Here is a 16,891-nt window from a genome sequence, read left to right on the forward strand (position 1 = left end):
CTGGAGGTTCCTGTTGGCTCAGTAGCGTCTTCCCGCATGAGTACGTCGCACACCAAGACCTATGTTCTTGTCCATGGTGCCTGGCACAGCGGGCGCGTCTGGGACCGGGTGGTTCCCCTGCTGACCCGGGCCGGGCATCAGGTGTTCGCGCCTTCACTGACCGGCCACGGCGAGAAGGAACACCTGCTCACTCCGGACGTCGACCTGGACACCCACGTCGGCGACGTCGTCACTCTCCTCGGCGAACGGGATCTCACCAACGTGGTCCTGGTCGGGCACAGTTACGCCGGGATGGTCATATCCGGTGTGGCCAACGAGGTCCCGGACCGGATCGCGCACATGGTCTACGTCGACGCGATGCTCCCGACCGACGGTGAGAGCGCGCTGGACGTCATACCGGAGATGACCCAGCGACTGATCGACGCGGCCGCCGCCTCCGACGCCCCCTGGCGCATTCCGCCCGTGCCGGAAATGCCCGCGCCCATGGGACTGTTCGGGGTGACCGACCCGGCGGACACCGCGTGGCTGCGCACCATGCTGTCGGACGACTCGGTGCGCTGCTTCCTGCAGCCGGTCCGGCTGGACAACCCGGCCGTGGACAAGATTTCCCGGACGTACATCCACTGTGTCGGCAACGCACCGGAGGACGTCACGCGCCGCCCAGTGCCGGCGGTGCGGCCGGGCGGCGCCACGTCACAGGTGTGGGAGCTGCAGAGCGGCCATGACTGCATGGTCACCGTGCCGGACGCACTCACCGACCTGCTGCTGAAGGCCGGCTGACCGGTAGCCGGTAGCTGATTGCCTGGCGCAGGGGCGTCGCGTGGCCGCGGCACTTTCGGCCCGGTACCGCCCCGTTCACGTGCCCCATGGCTCAGTGAACGGCAAGGGCGCCTGGTAATCAGCCGAGACGGGTGGGCGGGTGGGAAAGAAACCCCGACCCCCGCTCAGACCCCGCCCGCCCCGAAAGACACCCGCAGCTCCCCGCCCCCCACAGACACAACCCGCACCCCCACCAGATCCGGCACCACCACATCCGGCCCGTGAAGGTGGGCCCGCGGCCCAACCCCCACCACCCGCATCCCCGCAGCGCGCCCCGCCGAGATCCCCGCCCCGGAGTCCTCGAAGACCACACAGTCGGCGGGGTCGACCCCCAACTCGGCCGCACCCTTCAGAAACCCTTCCGGGTCCGGCTTGCTCGCGCCCACCGACTCCGCGGTGACGCGAACATCCGGCAACCCCAACCCCGCCGCACCCATCCGCGCGGTCGACAGCGCGACATTCGCGGAGGTCACCAGCGCGTGCGGCAGCCCGTGCAGGGACTCCAGGAACTCGCGCGCACCCGGTACGGCGACCACACCCTCCAGGTCAGCGGTCTCCTCCGCGAGCAGGCGCGCGTTGTCGGCGTAGTTCTGCTCCATGGGCCGGTCGGGCAGCAGCACCGCCATGGAGGCGTATCCCTGCCGCCCGTGCACCACCTTCATCACCTCGTCGCCGTCCAGCCCGTGCCCGTCCGCCCAACGCCGCCAGATGCGCTCGACGGCAGCGTCCGAGTTGACGAGGGTGCCGTCCATGTCGAGAAGGAGGGCGCGGGCGGTGAGCACGGTGGTGGGGGTGGTGGCCGTCATCGGCAGGCTCCAGACACAGGTACGGGACCAAGGCGGCCCCGCCCGCCGGTCAGGGAAAACGGGCGGGAGCCACTTTGTTTCCACACGGTACAAAAGAAACCGTGCCTCCCGCTACCGCCCGAGGCAATCGTTCACCGACCGGCCATCTCCCGAGCACCCCACCAGGGCACCCCCGCTCTCCCGTTCCCCGCTCAACGCCCCCTACCCGCGCACCGCCTCCCAAAGACTCCACACCCCGAGCCCCAGCATCAGTACCGCCGCGACCTTGGTGATCAGCTCCAGCGGCACCCGCTTCATCAGGGCCCTCCCACCGACGATCCCGAGCCCCGCCACCGCCCACAGCGCCAGCACCGCTCCAAGACCGACCGAGAGCGGGTCGTCGTAGCGGGCGGCGAGGTTGGCCGTCATGATCTGCGTGAGATCGCCGAACTCGGCGACCAGGATGAGCATGAAGCCGGCCCCGGACACCTTCCAGAAGGACTGGTTCTCGGGCCGCCGTACCTCCTCCTCGTCCCCGCCCTTCTTCAGCAGCAGCACAGCGGCCCCGCCCAGGAAGAGCACACCGGTCAGCGCGTGAACGAGCTGCTGGGGAAGCAGCGTGAGGACGCTGCCCGCCGCGACGGCCAGCGCGACATGGACGGCGAAGGCGGCGGCGACGCCCGCGAAGACGTACGAGGCGCGGTAGCGGGTGCCGAGGACGAGCCCGGCGAGGGCGGTCTTGTCCGGGAGTTCGGCCAGGAAGACGACGCCGAAGACGAGCGCCGTGACACTGATGCTGATCAAGGTTCCTCAATCGGTCGGGGCTGCCCCGCCGAGAGTGTGATGACCTCGCGCTTTCCGCGCTGCGACACCTCGGCACGGCAGCACACGCAATACGTATGTGCTGCTCTGCCGAAGGTCTCGCTGGCCGGTCCGCACGATGTGCGCGGAACCTGCCTCCGGGCGCCGGCTCAGACGAGCTGAGCAGTATGTCGACGGTCCGGCGAAGAGCTACTCCCCTTCTGCACCGCCAAGGATAACCGACCCCAGAGGGTTGTTATGTCATGGACACGTCACTAACTTCTTACCAACCGCACATCTCACGGCAATCAGGCGACGCGACGATTCACTCGCTCGCGCCCAACACCCCCATTCCCCGAGGGAGTTCGCATGCCGAAGTTCTACGCGCGTCGACGGCTCAGCATACTCGCCGCGCTCACCGGTCTCATAGCCTCGGTCGGACTTCTCAACGGTCCGACCGCCTCCGCCGCCCTCCCCACCCCGGTCAGCGCGGCCACCGCACGCACCTACCTCGCCTCGCTCACCGTGAAGGCCGAGAACCGCACCGGCTACGACCGCGACCTCTTCCCCACCTGGATCACCATCAGCGGCACGTGCAACACGCGTGAGTACATCCTCAAGCGCGACGGCTCGAACGTCGTCACCGACTCCGCCTGCGCCTCCACCAGCGGCAGCTGGTACTCCCCGTACGACGGCGCCACCTGGACCGCCGCCTCCGACCTCGACATCGACCACCTGGTCCCGCTCGCCGAGGCCTGGGACTCGGGTGCCAGCGCCTGGACCACCGCCGCGCGCCAGGGTTTCGCCAACGACATCACCCGCCCGCAGCTGATCGCCGTCACGGACAACGTGAACCAGTCGAAGAGCGACAAGGACCCGGCCGAGTGGATGCCGTCGGTCACCTCGTACCGCTGCACCTACGTCCGCGCCTGGGTCCAGGTGAAGTACTACTACGGCCTCTCCGTCGACTCGGCCGAGAAGACCGCGCTCACCAGCTACCTCGCCGCCTGCTGATCGACCGCACGCCCGTCCCCCCGTTCGGCCGCTGACCAACGGTGACCGATGGCGAAAAGTTTGCATCATGCACGGAACCTCCCCGCCCTTCTCCGTCGTCCGTACCGTACGGTGCGACGGAGGAGGGTGATCACGTGGCGACACTTCGCCTGGGACCGCTGCTGAGGTACGCCGACAGCTCGTCCGCGACCGTCTGGGTGGAGGCGAGCCGCCCCTGCACCGCCGAGGCACGCTGCGCGGACGGCGCCGGCGGTGAGACCCGCACCTTCCAGGTCGCGGGCCACCACTACGCGCTGATCCCGGTGACCGGCCTCACTCCGGGCACGTCGACTCCCTACGAAGTGCTGCTGGACGGCGTCCGCGTGTGGCCGCTGCCCGACTCCCCCTTCCCGCCCTCCGTCATCCGCACCGCCGAGGACGGAGGGCTCGGCGAAGAGGGCGACGCGTTCCGGATCGCCTTCGGCTCCTGCCGCTGGGCGGCGCCGGCCGCCGACGACAAGGACCCGGTGGGCGCGGACGCCCTGGACACCCTGGCGGCACGTATCGCGGCCGACCCGACGGCCGAACGCCCGGACGTCCTCCTCCTGTTGGGCGACCAGGTGTACGCCGACGAGGTGTCCGACGCCACCCGCGACTGGCTCGCCGCCCGCCGCGACCTGTCCGAACCGCCGGGCGCCGAGGTCGCGGACTACGAGGAGTACACCCACCTCTACTACGAGTCCTGGCTCGACCCCGAGGTCCGCTGGCTCCTCTCCACCGTCCCCAGCTGCATGATCTTCGACGACCACGACGTCATCGACGACTGGAACACCAGCGCCGCCTGGCTGGCCGACATGCGGGCGACCCCGTGGTGGCGCGAGCGGCTGCTGAGCGGCCTGATGTCGTACTGGGTGCACCAGCACCTGGGCAACCTCGCCCCGGCCGAGCTCGCCACCGACCCGCTGTACGCGGCCGTACGCGAGCTTCCCGACGGTACGGACGCGGTGCGCGCCTTCGCCGCCCGGGCGGACACCGACCCCGAGTCGGTCCGCTGGAGCTACCGGCGGGACTTCGGCCGCGTACGGCTGCTGATGGTGGACAGCAGAGCGGCCCGGGTCCTGGACGAGGACAAGCGCTCGATGCTGGACACGGGCGAGGCGGCCTGGGTGCGCGAACAGGCGCTGGCGGATCCCGGCTCCTGCGACCACCTCCTCATCGGCACCTCGCTCCCCTGGCTGCTGCCGCACCTCGTGCACGACGCCGAGGCCTGGGACGCGGCCCTGTGCGCGGGCGAACGGGGCGCGCGCTGGGCCCGGTTCGGGGAGAAACTTCGCCGAGGAGCCGACCTCGAACACTGGGCGGCCTTCACCACCTCGTTCACCGCCCTGGCCGACCTGATCGCGGAGGCCGGCTCCGGCCCGGAGGCACCGGCGACGGTGCTGGTCCTGTCGGGCGACGTCCACCACGCGTACGCGGCCGAGCCCACCTGGCCCGAGGCCGCCCGCCCGGACGCCCGCGTCCTCCAGCTGACCTGCTCCCCGGTCCACAACGCCATCCCCCTCTACATCAAGGTCGGCTTCCGCCTGGGCTGGAGCGGTCTGGGCCGCGCGTTGGGCCGCCGTTTCGCCCGGCACGGCCGGGTCCCGCCGCCACCGGTCGCCTGGCGCCGCACAGGCGGCCCCTGGTTCGGCAACATGCTGATGACCCTGACGGTGCGCGGCCGTTCGGCCCGACTGCGGCTCGACCGGGTCCGAGGCGAGAAGGACCGCGGCGCGGAGCTGGAGACGGTCATGGAGTCACAGCTGAGCGGGTGAGCGTGTGAGCGGGTGAGGCTTCCCACACCGGCGGCGAGCCTCGTCCCCGGTGCCGGGTTCGTGCGGACGCCGACGGCATGATGAGGCGGACCGCCGGCTTCCGGTTGGCGGTCCGCTGCCAACGCGCCCCACACGCCCGGGAGTTCCCCCCATGCCTCCAGCGCCCGTCGAGCCGTCCGGGACCGTCTCCGGGGGCCCGCCCGAATGCCTCGACGTGTCCGTCGCCCTGGTCGGGGCCGGTCCGCGCGGCACCAGCGTGCTGGAACGCCTCTGCGCCTCCGTGCCCGAACTCCTGCCGCCCGGTACCCGGTTGACCGTCCACGTCGTCGACCCGGCGCCGCCGGGCGCGGGCCAGGTCTGGCGCACCTCGCAGTCGCCCCGGCTGCTGATGAACACCGTGGCCTCCCAGGTGACCCTCTTCACCGACGACAGCGTGGACTGCTCGGGCCCCGTCCGGCCGGGCCCGAGCCTGTACGAGTGGGCGAAGCACAACTCACCCGAGGGGGAAGACGAGTTGGGGCCGGACGACTACCCGACCCGCACCCACTACGGGCGTTACCTGGAGTGGGTGTTCGCGAAGGTCGTGCGCGAGGCGCCACCCGCCGTACGCGTCCGGACGCACCGAGCCCGCGCGACCCGCCTCGACGACGCCCCCGACGGCAGCCAGACCCTCACCCTCGCCGACGGCCGCACCCTGACCGCCCTGACCGCCGTCGTCCTCGCCCAGGGCCACCTCCCCCTCCTCCCGGACGACGAGCAGCGGCGCCTCAGCTCGTACGCCGGCCGACGCGGCCTGTGCCACATCGCGCCCGCCAACCCGGCCGACGTCGACCTCTCGCCGATCGTCCCCGGTGAACCGGTCCTGCTGCGCGGGCTCGGCCTCAACTTCTTCGACCACCTGACCCTCCTGACGACCGGCCGGGGCGGCCGTTTCGTGCGCGACGCGTCCAACTCCGGTGCGGGTGGCCTGCGTTATCTTCCCTCCGGGCGTGAACCGCGCCTCTACGCCGGTTCGCGGCGCGGCATCCCGTACCAGGCGCGCGGCGACAACGCGAAGGGCCCGTACGGCAGGCACACCCCGCTCGTCCTCACCCCCGAAGTGATCGCCTGCTTCCGCAAACGCGCCGACTCCGGCGAGGCGCCCGACTTCCGCACGGAGATATGGCCGCTGGTGGCGAAGGAGGTCGAGACTGTCTACTACGAAACCCTGCTGCGGACACGGGAGTTGACGACGCGCCAGCTCGACGACTTCCGGGACCGCTTCCTCTCCTCCGCGCACCGCTCCCCCCAGGAGGCCGCCGTACTCGACGAGTTCGGCGTACCGGAGGCCGACCGCTGGTCCTGGGAGCGGATGTCACGGCCGTACGCCGGACAGGTCTTCCCCCACACCGCCGCCTGGCGGACCTGGCTGCTCGCCCATCTCCACGAGGACGCCGCCCGGGCCGCGTCGGGGAACGTCGACGGGCCCGTGAAGGCCGCCCAGGACGTGCTGCGCGACCTCCGCAACGAGTTGCGGCTGATCGTCGACCACGGCGGGCTGCCGGGCACTTCGCGCCGGGATCATCTGGACCGCTGGTACACCCCGCTCAACGCGTTCCTGTCGATCGGGCCGCCCCGGCGACGGGTCGAGGAGCTGGCCGCGCTGGTGACGGCGGGCGTGGTGGAGGTGCTCGGACCCCGGCTCGACGTACGGGCCGGGGACGGGGCCTGGGTGGCGCACTCCCCCGACGTCCCGGGCTCGGCCGTACGCGTGACCACGCTCATAGAGGCGCGGCTGCCGGAGCCCGACCTCCGCCGCACGGCCGACCCGCTCCTCGCCGGGCTGCTGCGGACGGGCGGGGCAAGGCCCCATGTGATCGACGGCTACGAAACTGGCGGCCTGGACGTCACACCGCGGCCCTATCACCTGATGGACCGTCAAAGTCGGCCACACACAAAGAGGTTGGCGCTCGGAGTGCCAACGGAGGGCGTGCACTGGGTGACTGCGGCCGGGGCTCGACCCGGCGTGGATTCGGTCACACTTTCGGACGCGGATGCGGTGGCGCGGACCGTGCTGCGCATGGCCCCAACTGAGGTCCCACGTGCAGAAACTGTGAAGCCGCAACGACAAGCGGAGGCCCTTTCGGCCACAAAGCGGTGGCCAAATGTTGAACTTGTAAGCATTGATTAGGCCCCCCTACGGTGGATTACCCGCTCGGTTCCGCCCCCAGGACCGGTCCGTCCCCCCGACGGAACGGTCCCGACCGAAGGAGACATCCCCCACATGTCCGCTCGCCTCAACAACGCTCAGCCCTATGCCGTCGGCCTCTTCCGGATCGTGGTCGGCCTGCTCTTCGCCTGCCACGGAGCCCGTTCGCTCTTCGGCGCCTTCGGCGGCGAGGAGACGGTGGCGGCCGGCACCTGGCCCGGCTGGTACGCGGCAGTGATCGAGCTGGTCGGCGGCACCCTGGTCCTGCTGGGCCTCGGTACCCGCGCCGCCTCGTTCGTCGCCTCGGGCGCGATGGCGTACGCGTACTTCGACGTGCACCAGCCGAACGCCCTCCTGCCGATCGAGAACCAGGGTGAACTGGCCGCCACCTTCTGCTGGGCGTTCTTCCTGCTCGTCTTCACCGGCTCCGGCGCCTTCGGCGTGGACCGCCTGCTCGCGAAGCGCTCGTCGGGCGCGTCGAAGTCGAAGGAGTCGCGGGAGAAGACCCCGGTGGCGGTCTGATCCGTCGCCGGCCGGTGCCCGTCCCCGTGTCCCGGGGGCGGGCACGGGCGCGCGTCAGGGTGAACATCGTGTGCCGAACACATGAGCCCCCCGTGGATCTCCGGTCAGAGCCCCCGCGTACGCTGTATGGCTGTCACACGCCGCCCGCCGCTCCCCCGCGAGGTAGCGGCACGGATCGGGCCGACGGGGGAGTTTCGGGGAGTCTGCGGTGCTTGAGAGTGTGGGGTCACTGACCGGGACCCCTTGGATCTACGCCCTGGTGGCCGTGTCCGTCCTGTTCGACGTCCTGCTGCCGGTGTTGCCGAGCGGTGTCCTGGTCATCACGGCCGCAACGGCTGCCGCCGCCGGTTCGGGGGCGGCCGCCGGCCAGGTGTCGCAGGAGGTCCCCGACATCCTCGCGCTCACCCTGTGCGCGGCCACGGCGTCGGTCCTCGGCGACCTGGTGGCGTACCGCCTCGCCTGGCACGGCGGGGCCCGGCTGGACCGCGCGATCGCCCGCTCCCGGCGCCTGACCAGCGCGCAGGAACGTCTCGGCCAGGCCCTCGCGCACAGCGGCGGCATCCTGGTCGTCGTCGCCCGCTTCGCCCCGGCCGGCCGCTCGGTGGTCTCCCTCGGCGCGGGCGCCGCCCACCGCCGGGTCGGCGAGTTCCTCCCCTGGTCCATCGTGGCCGGCCTGGCCTGGGCCACGTACAGCGTCGCCCTCGGCTACTTCGGCGGCCAGTGGCTGGGCGCCACCTGGCTGGCAACAGGCGTCTCCGTAGCAGCCCTCTTCGCCGCAGGCGCAGGAGCAGCCTTCCTAATGCGCCGCCCCCGCCCAACGGGCGCACACGGGTAACACCCACACGCGGGTACCGGGCCCACACGGGTACCGGGCGCACACGTGTGACGGGCGCACACGGCCAGCCGGCGACACGAGCAAGGGCCACCTGTTCCAACGGACACCAAGGAGACGCGCCCCTATAGGGGCGCGGGGAACGGCGCAAAAAACCACGACCCACCCGCACCGTCCAACGCACCCCTTCAGGGGCGCGGGGAACTGCGCAAAAAACCACAACGCACCCGCACCCACCAACGAACCGAACCCCCACCCACAACAACTCCCCGCCGGAATTGCCCCCGTTGGGAAAACAACCTCTGCCACACCCGTTGACTTCACCCTCCCGTCCCTCTAATTTCAGCGCGCCCCCTCGTTCGGTTTCCCGATCGCAGTTCGAAATATCGACCAGATCAGATCCAGATGACTCCGGGAGTCGCAACGCCGCGCCCCCCGGCAAGGAGCCGCATGTACCCCCCGCCGCGCTCATCCCTCCTCGGCCGCACAGCGATCCGCACCCTCGCCCTCGCAACCGCAGCAACCGCCGCCCTCCTCTTCGCCCAGCCGCAGGCCGAAGAAGCGACCCCCCTCGACAACACCGCCCCGGTCGCCGCCTCCACCCGCCAGATACCGGTCCCCGCCGCCCCCACGGGCTGGGCCTCCTGGAACAGTTTCGCCGCGAAGATCGACTACAGCGTGATCAAGGGCCAGGTCGACGCCTTCGTCGCGTCCGGGCTCCCCGCGGCCGGGTACAAGTACGTCAACATCGACGAGGGCTGGTGGCAGGGCACCCGGGACAGCGCCGGGAACATCACGATCGACGAGTCCGAGTGGCCCGGCGGCATGAAGGCCATCGCCGACTACATCCACAGCAAGGGACTCAAGGCCGGGATCTACACCGACGCGGGCAAGGACGGCTGCGGCTACTACTACCCGACCGGCCGCCCCGCCGCCCCCGGCTCCGGCAGCGAGGGCCACTACGACCAGGACATGCTCCAGTTCTCGCAGTGGGGCTTCGACTTCGTGAAGGTCGACTGGTGCGGCGGTGAAGTCGAGGGCCTCGACCCGGCGGCCACGTACCAGTCGATCAGCGACGCGATCACCAGGGCCACCGCCACCACCGGCCGCCCGATGACCCTGTCGCTGTGCAACTGGGGCCGGCAGAACCCGTGGAACTGGGCGCCGGGCCAGGGCGCGATGTGGCGGACCAACGACGACATCATCTTCTACGGCAACAATCCGTCCATGACGAACCTGTTGACCAACTTCGACAGGAACGTCCACCCCACCGCCCAGCACACCGGCTACTACAACGACCCGGACATGCTGATGGTCGGCATGGACGGCTTCACCGCCGCCCAGAACCGCACCCACATGGACCTGTGGGCCATCTCCGGGGCCCCGCTCCTGGCCGGCAACAACCTGGCCACCATGACCACCGAGACCGCGGACATCCTCAAGAACCCCGAGATCGTCGCCGTCGACCAGGACGCCCGCGGCCTCCAGGGCGTCAAGGTCGCCGAGGACACCACCGGACTCCAGGTCTACGGCAAGGTCCTGTCCGGCACCGGCAACCGTGCCGTCGTCCTGCTCAACCGCACCTCCTCCGCCCAGAACATCACCGTTCGCTGGTCCGACCTCGGCCTGACCAACGCCAACGCGACCGTCCGTGACCCGTGGGCCCGCTCCGACATCGGCTCGTACGGCACCAGTTACACCGTCAGCGTCCCGGCCGGCGGCTCGGTCATGCGGACGGTCACCGGCGGCACGGAGGCGGCGAGCAGCGCGTACGAGCCCACCTCCGCCGGCGCCTACACCGCTGTGAACGCGGCGAACACGGGTGTCGCGGTCGCCGACTTCACGTACACGAACAACACGAGCACCGCCCGGACGGCGCCCCTCAAGGTCAACGGCCAGACAGCGACGACCGTGTCGTTCCCGCCGACCGGCTCCACCCCGGGCACGATCTCCGTCCAGGTCGCCCTGTCCAAGGGTGCCGCCAACACGCTATCGGTCACCAACGGCCCGACCCTGGGCACGCTGACCGTCCGGCCGGTTCCCGGCACGAACGGCAACCTGGTCGTCGGCAAGCAGTCCGGGCGCTGCCTGGACATCTTCAACAACACGATCACCAACGGCACCCAGGCCGAGCTGTGGGACTGCAACGGCGGCTCAAACCAGGCGTGGACGTACACCTCCCGCAAGGAGCTCGTGGTGTACGGCAACAAGTGCCTGGACGCCTACGACAGCGGCACGGCCAACGGTACGAAGGTCGTCATCTGGGACTGCCACGGCGGCAACAACCAGAAGTGGAACGTCAACACCGACGGCACCATCACGAACGTCAACGCGGGCCTCTGCCTGGACGCGTACGGCGCGGCCACGGCCAACGGCACCCAGCTGGTGCTGTGGGCCTGCGGCACGGGCGACAACCAGAAGTGGACCGTCAGCTAGCGGGGTAGCCGCTCGGGATCCCAGCCGCCCGGCGGCCCGGTGCCCGAGCCGATGACCTCACGGCCCGGTGCGTGTCCTAGGACGCGTGCCGGGCCGCGGTCGTACCACCTCCGCCGCGTACCTCGATGCCGGCGAGCAGTTCAGCCGTGGCCGCCGCGATGACGTCGACGGCGTGTTCGAAAACCTCGCGGTTGTGGGCGGCCGGCGCCCGGAAGCCGGAGACCTTCCGGACGTACTGGAGGGCGGCGGCCCGCATCTCCTCCTCGGTGGCCTCTTCGGGGAGTACGGGTGGACGAAGGGTCTTGATGCTGCGGCACATGCCTCCAGTCTCGCGCGTACGTGGCGATCCGCGCCGCCCGCATGCTGTGAAAGGCCCGCATGCTGAAAGGGGAGTGCCGTACGCCCGTACCAGCTGCGACCATGATCCGCGAAGCGGCTACCTGTCAGGAGCCGACCGAGGAGAGGTTCGATCAGCCATGCCTACAGACACACCAGCACACGTAGACGCAGCAGACGTAGAAGACGTACACGTAGACGCGAACCACGACCCGCTCACCTTTGCCGTACTCGGTCCCGGCGGTGTCGGTGGCCTGCTCGCCGCCCTGCTCTCGCGCGCCGGCCACCGGGTGATCTGCCTGGCCGGGGACGACACCGCGCGCACGCTCCGCGAAGGCGGAATCCGCGTCCGCAGCGGCCGGTTCGGGGAGTTCACGGCGGAAGTCGACGCGACGACCGAGTTGCCGGAAGCGTCCGGCCCCCGGGGCGGGGTCGACGCCGTCCTCGTCGCCGTCAAGCACACGAACCTCGACGCGGCCCTGGCACGCGTCCCGGCGAAGGCGCTGGGAGACGCCCTGGTCGTACCGTTCCTGAACGGCGTCGAACACCCGGCCGCACTGCGGGCCCGCTACGGCGCCGACCGCATCGCCCCGGCCGTGATCCGCGTCGAGTCGACCCGTACGGCACCCGGCGTGATCGAACACGCGAGCCCGTTCGTGGAGATCGACCTGGCCGGCGACCCGGTGCCACGTGAGCGCCTAGATGCCCTGTCCGCCGTCATCACGGCGGCGGGACCGGCCACCCGTGTCCTGCCCGACGAGACGGCGGCACTGTGGGCGAAGATGTCGTTCCTCGCCCCCTTCGCCCTGCTGACCACCCTGCACGGGCTCCCGCTGGGCGATGTCCGCACCCGCCACCGCGACGAGCTGGCCGCCCTGGTCGAGGAGACGGCGGCGGTGAGCCTGGCCTGCGGCGGCCCGTCGGACCCCGCCCAGGCCCTGGCCCGCTACGACGCCTTCTCCCCGGCCACCAGGTCGTCGATGCAGCGCGACGCCGAGGCGGGCCGCCCGCTGGAGCTCGACGCCATCGGCGGGGCCCTGCTGCGCGCCGCCGAACGGCACGGGGTTGACGTACCGGTGGCGGCTCGGGTGGTGCGGGAACTGGCGACCGGCTCCAGCTGACCTGCCGCGCCCCGGCCCGAGCCACTCGTTCGTGTGAAGTGGAGGAGGAAGTACCTGAAGGCACTCGCATCACAAAATCGAACAGGCGTACCATTACCGCGTGGCGACGACCTATGACTTCCCGAGTGACCTCCTGGCCGGTCAGGAGGAGCTGCATCAGGTCCGGGCCGAGCTGTCGGCACTGCTGAAGCGGCTCCCCTGGTCGGTCGAGCCGCTGGACGGTTTCAGTGACACCGGCGGCTGGCGCAAGGTGGAGCGCCCCGCGTCGCCGGGCTGGACGGCCGACGAACAGGCCGAGGTGGAGAAACTGCGGCGCCGGGAGCACGAGCTCGCGGTGTTCGTGAGCGGCCACCGCTTCTGGGCCGAGGTCACGGGACCGGACCGGGTGGACGCGCGCACCCGGTTGAAGCACGCGCACGGCGCCGCGGAGGAGGCGGAGCAGGAGGAGCAGGGGGTCTGAAGCCGGCGGTCCGGCCTCAGGAGGTGGTGCGGAAACCTTCCCGCACCCGGTCGAAGACCGGCCGGTAGGTGTCCCACTGCTCCTCGGGCGCCGAGACGTAGATGTCGTACTCGCGGCCGCCCTCCTGCCCGAAGCCGAGGTTGATGCCGTGGAAGGTACGGACCCGGCCGTCGAAGGTGAACTCCCAGACGGCGGCCTTCTGCCCTCGGTACTTCGTCCGCTGCATGTAGAGCCTGCGGTACTTGTCCCCGGGGTAGTTGATCTTCGTGTTCGCCTCGATGTCCTTGAAGTGCGCCAAGGGATCTCCGGCGGGATCGACCATGCCGATGCTGATGCTGGCCAGGCGGGTCTCGTCGATGTACACGATCCCGTCGGACGCCCGCTTGCTCAACAGCCAGCCGTCGGGCACGGGGAAGGCGACGCCGAGCGTCTCCTCCGTGACCAGGTGATAGCCGTCGGGGACGGGCGAGGGCGCGTACGTCGGGCTGGGGCTCGCCCCCGAGTTCGAGCCCGCGCCCTGCGTCTTTGTGCCGTCCCCGGCCGAGTTCAGGTAGTAGACACCGCCCGCCGCGCCACCGGCGACCAGGATCACCGCGACCGCGCTCCACAGGACGGTACGACGCCCGCGCCCGCCTCGGGGCCGCACGGGGGCCACGTTCTCCGTGCCGGTCCTCCTTCGCGTGCCGCCCGTACGGTCGGGATCCTGGCCCCGTGCCGGAATCGACCCCGGGGCGCCCGCTGTCCACGCGCGCGGCTCCGTGTCCTCGGTCACCGACCGCAGCGCCAGTTCCGTCTCCTGCGCCGAGGGCCGCTCGGCCGGGTCCTTGGCCAGCAGGGCTGCGATCAGCGGTTCCAGCGGGCCCGCCTGCTTCATCGGCTCCAGCGGGGCGGTGACGATGGAGTACGCCGTCTCGACCGGCGTGAGCCTGCGGAACGGCGGCTGTCCCTCCACCGCCTGATAGAGGGTCGCGCCGAGCGCCCAGAGGTCGGAGGCGGGGCCGGGGGTGTCGCCCTGGATGCGCTCCGGTGCCATGAAGTCGATGGAGCCGACGATCTCCCCGGTCCGGGTCAGGGTGCTGGTACCGGTCGCCGTGGCGATGCCGAAGTCGGTGAGGACGACCCGGCCGCCCTCGGTGAGCAGCACGTTGCCCGGCTTGACGTCACGGTGCAGCACGCCGGCCTCGTGCGCGGCCCGCAGCGCGCCGACCATGCCCCGGCCGATACGGGCGGCCTCCTCGGGCGAAACGGTCCCGCTGCTCTTGAGCAGGGCGCTCAGCGTGGTGGAGGGCACGTACTCCATGACGATGCACGGCAGTCCGTCGTCCTCCACGACGTCATGGACGACGACCACGTTCGGGTGCGCGATCCTGGCCGCGCTCTGCGCCTCGCGACGGGTGCGCTCGTACATCAGGGCCAGTTCGTGGTCGGCGAACCGCGAGTCCTCGTGCAGCCGCTTGAGCGCGACACGCCGGTTGAGCATCTCGTCGGCGGCCAGCCAGACCGTGCCCATGCCGCCCCGGCCGATCTGCTCGGTCAACCGGTACCGCCCGGCGATGAGCCGTCCCTCGTCCGACACGTCCGACACGGCAGCCTCTCTGATCTCGCCGGGCACAGGCGCTCACGATATCCGGCAGGCCTACGAGGACGGCCCGAAGGTCACGTACACCACACCGCGCACAACCTCGCACACGAAGAGGCCCCCCGGCGAAACCACCGGAGGGCCCATCGTCTGCTCCGAGCACGCCGTCGTCGACCGGTACATGGCCCTGTACTGCTGGGCCGGGCTGTGTGCGAGTGAACCGGCCTGGCTCGTGCGGCCTGTGCGCGATCTGGGGCACCATCACGGGTTCCGGCCTGTGCTATGGGTGCCGCGGCGGCCGCGACGAGAGGGCCAAGGGAGGGCTGCGGGAGGCCGTCTGCCGCCGGTGCGGCCGGCCGGGGATCGTCGGCGCGGACGGTACCTGTCGGGGGTGCCGGATCGCGGTCCGGCTCGGTCAGGATCCGGCGTGGACGCATGCCGAGTTCGAACGGCGCGACCTACCCGCCGGACGGCCGCTGCAACTGGCCGTGCGCATCGAGGGACTGGCGCTGAACAGCAACCCGCTGCGCCAGCGCGCCGTCACCGGCTCCCAGTAGTTCTCGCGGAAAAACAGCAATACGCCGTGCGGCAGCCCATTGCTCTCTGCTCGGCCCCCGATCGAGCGCGGCTGGGCGCGGCGTTGACCCCTCCTAGCTAATGCGACTAGTCTATAGCTAACGGCATTAGCTACTTTGCTGGAGGACGGCATGACCGAGCACCTGAGAATCGGCAAGAACACCATCGCCTTCGACGTGACCGGGGGAGGTCCCCTGGTCGTGCTGGCGCACGGCATCGGCGACAGCCGGCACTCCTACCGCTTCCTCGTTCCCGGCCTGGTGGCCGCCGGTTACCGGGTCGCGAACGTCGACATCCGCGGGTGCGGTGAGTCCAGCCTCGGCTGGGACGGTTACAGCCGCACCGACATCGCCGGAGATCTGGTCGCCGTCGTGCGTCACCTCGGCGGCCCGGCCGTGATCATCGGGCAGTCGATCAGCGGCGGCGCCGCGACCATCGCGGCCGCCACTGCGCCCGACGTGATCAGCGGAGTGATCGAGCTGGCTCCGTTCACCCGTGCGCAGCCGGTCGACCTGGGCGGGCTGATCCGGGTCAAGCGTTTCCGGACCGGGTACACGCGGATGGCGCAGGTCGTCGTCCGGGGACGCCTGGCGGACTGGAAGAAGTATCTCGACGTGGCCTACCCGGCCAAGCCCGCCGACTGGGACAGTGAACTGGCCCGCATAGAGGCCACGCTGAGTGAACCCGGCCGGATGAAGGCCCTGCAGGACATGTGCAAGTCCAAGCCCACCGACGCCGGCGCCCAGCTCGCCCACGTCACCTGCCCGGTCCTGATCGTCGAAGGCAGCCTGGACCCCGACTGGGCCGACCCCCGCGCCGAAGGGGAGAAGATCATCGCCGACCTGCCCGCCGGCCTCGGCGAGCTGGCCGTGATCGACGGCGCCGGCCACTACCCGCATGCCCAGACCCCCGACCAGGTCCTCGCGCTGGCCCTGCCGTTCCTGGCCAAGGCGGCCGGCCGTGCCTAGGGCCGGACTCACCGCCGCAACGGTCACCGAAGCCGCCGCCGCCCTGGTCGACGAGGTCGGGTTCGACCAGCTCGGCATGGGCCTGGTCGCCGAACGGCTCGGGGTCAAAACCCCCTCCCTGTACAAGCACGTCACCGGCCAGACCGAGCTTGCCCACCGGATCGCCATCCTGGCCATGAACCAGTGCGCCGACGCCATCCGCGACGCCATCCAGGGCCGGTCCGGCACCGAAGCCCTGGTCCGCGGCGCACAGGCGATGCGGACGTTCGTCAAGGACCACCACGGCCGATACGCCGCAGCCAACGCCGCCCGACCGACCGGACCCGACGACCCCCTCATCGACGCCCTCAACCGGGTGGTCGACTCCTGGGCGGCCATGCTGCACGGCTACCGGATCGACCCCGACCAGCAGATCCACGCGCTGCGGATGCTACGCACCGTCCTGCACGGATACGCATCCCTGGAAGCAGCCGGCGGGTTCCAGTTCGCCACCGACATCGACGACAGCTTCGCCTGGATGATCGACTTCATCGACCACGGCCTGCAGGAGCCCACGGTCACCAGCACCAACAGCACCCCCTCCCACAGGGCCGCGCCGGGCGTGGCGCTCTGACCGCCGTGGACTGCGCTCCACGCCAGTCCCCAGTCCCCGGCCCCACCG

The 16,891-nt window shown here is 70.7% G+C and carries 16 protein-coding genes; 12 read left to right on the plus strand and 4 right to left on the minus strand.

All coding sequences use genetic code 11. From position 1 onward, the window contains the following. Window positions 1–36 precede the first annotated feature (36 nt). The gene (locus OG241_RS16805; protein ID WP_405816223.1) at window positions 37–780 is read left to right on the plus strand and encodes an alpha/beta hydrolase; all 744 of its coding nucleotides are present in this window, start codon (window positions 37–39) and stop codon (window positions 778–780) included. Between the two features lie 164 nt (window positions 781–944). On the opposite strand, the gene OG241_RS16810 is transcribed toward OG241_RS16805, so the two are convergent. Both OG241_RS16810 and OG241_RS16815 read right to left on the minus strand, forming a co-directional pair. After that, on the minus strand, window positions 945–1,625 hold the full coding sequence (locus tag OG241_RS16810; RefSeq protein WP_405816224.1) for an HAD family hydrolase: 681 nt from the start codon (window positions 1,623–1,625) through the stop codon (window positions 945–947). 201 nt (window positions 1,626–1,826) lie between these two features. Beyond that, entirely contained in the window at window positions 1,827–2,408 is a 582-nt protein-coding gene (locus tag OG241_RS16815; RefSeq protein WP_405816225.1) for a TMEM165/GDT1 family protein, read from the minus strand. Between the two features lie 366 nt (window positions 2,409–2,774). Here OG241_RS16815 and OG241_RS16820 point away from each other — a divergent pair, with 366 nt between their 5' ends. The 6 genes from OG241_RS16820 to OG241_RS16845 all read left to right on the plus strand — a co-directional run bounded on the left by OG241_RS16820 (window position 2,775) and on the right by OG241_RS16845 (window position 11,190). Next, entirely contained in the window at window positions 2,775–3,419 is a 645-nt protein-coding gene (locus OG241_RS16820; protein ID WP_405816226.1) for an HNH endonuclease family protein, read from the plus strand. 134 nt (window positions 3,420–3,553) lie between these two features. Next, window positions 3,554–5,212 (plus strand): alkaline phosphatase D family protein, encoded by a 1,659-nt coding sequence (locus tag OG241_RS16825; protein WP_405816227.1) that lies wholly within the window; start codon window positions 3,554–3,556, stop codon window positions 5,210–5,212. 151 nt (window positions 5,213–5,363) lie between these two features. Then, complete coding sequence (locus tag OG241_RS16830; protein WP_405816228.1) at window positions 5,364–7,382, plus strand: FAD/NAD(P)-binding protein; 2,019 nt, start codon at window positions 5,364–5,366, stop codon at window positions 7,380–7,382. A gap of 93 nt (window positions 7,383–7,475) precedes the next feature. Beyond that, the gene (locus OG241_RS16835) at window positions 7,476–7,922 is read left to right on the plus strand and encodes a DoxX family protein (RefSeq protein ID WP_405816229.1); all 447 of its coding nucleotides are present in this window, start codon (window positions 7,476–7,478) and stop codon (window positions 7,920–7,922) included. A gap of 208 nt (window positions 7,923–8,130) precedes the next feature. Next, window positions 8,131–8,757 carry a DedA family protein gene (locus OG241_RS16840; protein ID WP_405816231.1) on the plus strand — a complete coding sequence of 209 codons (627 nt, stop codon included), beginning with the start codon at window positions 8,131–8,133 and terminating at the stop codon, window positions 8,755–8,757. A gap of 447 nt (window positions 8,758–9,204) precedes the next feature. Then, window positions 9,205–11,190, plus strand: a complete 1,986-nt coding sequence (locus OG241_RS16845) for a ricin-type beta-trefoil lectin domain protein (RefSeq protein WP_405816232.1) — start codon at window positions 9,205–9,207, stop codon at window positions 11,188–11,190. A 76-nt stretch (window positions 11,191–11,266) separates the two neighbouring features. On the opposite strand, the gene OG241_RS16850 is transcribed toward OG241_RS16845, so the two are convergent. After that, entirely contained in the window at window positions 11,267–11,509 is a 243-nt protein-coding gene (locus OG241_RS16850) for a DUF2277 domain-containing protein (protein WP_334593124.1), read from the minus strand. A gap of 157 nt (window positions 11,510–11,666) precedes the next feature. On the opposite strand from OG241_RS16850, the gene OG241_RS16855 reads away from it, so the two are divergent. Then, window positions 11,667–12,647, plus strand: a complete 981-nt coding sequence (locus OG241_RS16855; RefSeq protein ID WP_405816234.1) for a ketopantoate reductase family protein — start codon at window positions 11,667–11,669, stop codon at window positions 12,645–12,647. Between the two features lie 100 nt (window positions 12,648–12,747). Next, the gene (locus OG241_RS16860) at window positions 12,748–13,107 is read left to right on the plus strand and encodes a hypothetical protein (protein ID WP_405816235.1); all 360 of its coding nucleotides are present in this window, start codon (window positions 12,748–12,750) and stop codon (window positions 13,105–13,107) included. A 16-nt stretch (window positions 13,108–13,123) separates the two neighbouring features. Here the strand turns inward: OG241_RS16860 and OG241_RS16865 are convergent, their stop codons facing one another. Further along, the gene (locus tag OG241_RS16865) at window positions 13,124–14,719 is read right to left on the minus strand and encodes a serine/threonine-protein kinase (protein WP_405816236.1); all 1,596 of its coding nucleotides are present in this window, start codon (window positions 14,717–14,719) and stop codon (window positions 13,124–13,126) included. Window positions 14,720–14,901: 182 nt separating this feature from the next. On the opposite strand from OG241_RS16865, the gene OG241_RS16870 reads away from it, so the two are divergent. The 3 genes from OG241_RS16870 to OG241_RS16880 all read left to right on the plus strand — a co-directional run bounded on the left by OG241_RS16870 (window position 14,902) and on the right by OG241_RS16880 (window position 16,843). Continuing rightward, complete coding sequence (locus OG241_RS16870; RefSeq protein WP_405816237.1) at window positions 14,902–15,243, plus strand: hypothetical protein; 342 nt, start codon at window positions 14,902–14,904, stop codon at window positions 15,241–15,243. A 150-nt stretch (window positions 15,244–15,393) separates the two neighbouring features. After that, window positions 15,394–16,230: an alpha/beta fold hydrolase gene (locus OG241_RS16875; RefSeq protein WP_405816239.1), complete on the plus strand. Its 837-nt coding sequence runs from the start codon at window positions 15,394–15,396 to the stop codon at window positions 16,228–16,230. Further along, window positions 16,223–16,843 (plus strand): WHG domain-containing protein, encoded by a 621-nt coding sequence (locus OG241_RS16880; protein WP_405816240.1) that lies wholly within the window; start codon window positions 16,223–16,225, stop codon window positions 16,841–16,843. Before OG241_RS16875 ends, OG241_RS16880 begins: the two co-directional genes overlap by 8 nt. Window positions 16,844–16,891 lie beyond the last annotated feature (48 nt).

Origin of the sequence: Streptomyces sp. NBC_01390 (genome assembly GCF_045040105.1) — a bacterium.
In the GTDB taxonomy this organism is placed as follows: domain Bacteria; phylum Actinomycetota; class Actinomycetes; order Streptomycetales; family Streptomycetaceae; genus Streptomyces.